The following is a 2,224-nucleotide window of genomic DNA, read 5'->3' as shown; positions in this document are numbered from 1 at the left end:
GGACTCCCCCTGTGAGAGTAGGACGTCGCTAGGCACATGATAAAAAACCGTTCCCGTTGGGGAGCGGTTTTTTATGTGAAAAGCAGTTGATTTAGGTAAGAAACCAAGTGGTTTGGCTCAGAAATTGATATCGTGATATATTTATATGCATCAATTTTGACATGAACGATATAACTGGTTAATTGTAAAATCCAATACAACACCATAAACATAGAAAAACCATAGTGAACCTTGTATCATTACTGTCGACTACGCAAAAAGAAAAAGAAATATTAGGATTGAAAGCTGATAACAATAGCCTTTCAACTCATATAAAAGAATTTAAAACTTTGAACAAAAGTTGGAAAAGATGAAATCGATCTTTGGTAAAGTCATTGATCGTTACCTCTGTCGCATTAAAACATGGCTAAAAGAACTCATTTTGAAAAAAGATTGATCATTTTACACCTATTTTATTCCACAATCGCGTCCGATTCTTGAAGATCGTTATTAGAAAATGGTCATCTAACATTTAAAAGTGAACTTCAAACCAAGCTCCCTTTAGCACAATAAGATTATGCACAGTAGACGGAAACAGTGCGGTAAAGCTAATTTATTTCAACCAATGATCTGGTTTTTCTAAGAAGTTCGGTATTTTCGTATGGATATTTCCTTTAGCTGAATTCATTTGAGATTGTGTTAGAAAAATAGCACCTGTTAAGTTCGCATTACTTAGGTCTGCATCTCTGAGGTCAGCGCCAATAAAATCAGCTTTTCTTAAATCAGCATGACTTAAATTAGCTGCTATCATTAGTGTTCCTCGAAAACTAACCCCTTGTAAATCTGCCCCTTTTAGATCTGCTCCTAAGTAATCTAAACCTTTCTTTATTCTTTTCTTTTTACTTTTTCTAATTAGACCTTCACGAAACACTTCACTTGTTTTCAGTAATAAAACATTAACTTTACTTCTATGTGCGACAATGTCTAACTTTAAAATTACTTCAGGCGCTTTCTCCGTTAATTTTAATGTTTCTTCATAAATTTTTTGCAGACTTGAATGAAATAACTGTGTTTCCCTCAAGCTTAGAGCTTGATTGAGATACCAAAGCATTTCATGAAGTTGTTGAACGAGTGGAAATACCGCAAACATTTCTATGGCACGTTCTGAGTTATTTCTCCAATCACCACCGTCATAGATAGTCTGTGATACATGTTGTCCGGCTCCAAAGCACTCATAAGAAACACAACCACGAAACCCTTTTTCACTCAATTGATCATGTGTATTACAATGATTATCTGAACATAAATTTCGACATTGCTCTCCACCGTCTTTATTGAATGGAAAATCTGCTGATTTGGCATAAGGTAAGGCTACACAACATAACCCAAAACAATTATTACAATCTGATTTTAAATAATTATTCATTAATAAGATACTTCCGCATTCTCTTAGATTCATTTCAAGTATAAATGAAAGACCTTTTATTTAACACAGTTCAATTGTAGTTAACTACCAAATAGTCTGACTAAACTGCTCCGTTAATTCAAGTACAATTCTTCACAACTTCTAAACTTTTAACCTATAGGCAATTACGGGGCGTTTCAGCTATAGCTCAGTCTGAAGTAAATAGGGATTGGTCACGCAGCTGGACACTGACTGTGTGAAGTATTTCCCATACGTTGGAGCGCCGCAGATGTACCAAGAAAACCGCCTACAGTGTGGTGATATCGTTATGTCATCATGAAATTGTGGGACTTCCTACGTTTTGTCGAAGAAAAAATCCTTGGCTATGAAAGTCACAAGTGCCACCCAGAAAAACAAACCGAGAGAACATAAGCAGGTCCTTACAGATTATATTGATCTGCGTCCGGACACTCTAGAGAGCAGGGAAGAATTCGGACATTGAGAAATAGATACAGTCATCGGCCGAAAATCCAAAGATGAAGCGGTTCTCGCTTTAGTTGAGCGAAAGACCTGAAAAGAGGTCATGGTACGTTTGTCGGCAGACAAACATTGCAACATATCCCTAAATGGGGCGTGTTTTACTAAGTGTTGCATTTAAAATTGCAATTTACGGTTAATAGATGATAGAAAGTTTTTTAAAAAAGAGGTTGTATATAAATTGATAGCGTGTTATATTTATTTGCGTCGCTTTTGACGCGAACGATACAACTTGAAAGAAATAAAAGAAGTTGTTGACATAATATCTGATAAGATGTTATGATAAATTGGTCGCTTGAGAGA

At 35.7% G+C, this 2,224-nt stretch carries 1 protein-coding gene; it reads right to left on the bottom strand.

Annotated elements, in window-relative coordinates; translation table 11 throughout:
• Nucleotides 1–592: 592 nt before the first annotated feature.
• Entirely contained in the window at nucleotides 593–1,405 is an 813-nt protein-coding gene (locus tag AB1471_RS16745; RefSeq protein WP_367780900.1) for a pentapeptide repeat-containing protein, read from the bottom strand.
• Nucleotides 1,406–2,224: the final 819 nt, after the last annotated feature.

This window comes from Jeotgalibacillus marinus (assembly GCF_040801915.1).
Taxonomy (GTDB): Bacteria; Bacillota; Bacilli; order Bacillales; family Jeotgalibacillaceae; genus Jeotgalibacillus; species Jeotgalibacillus marinus.
The sequence above is the reverse complement of the archived record's forward strand: the minus strand, read 5'-3'. Positions and strand labels throughout refer to the sequence as shown.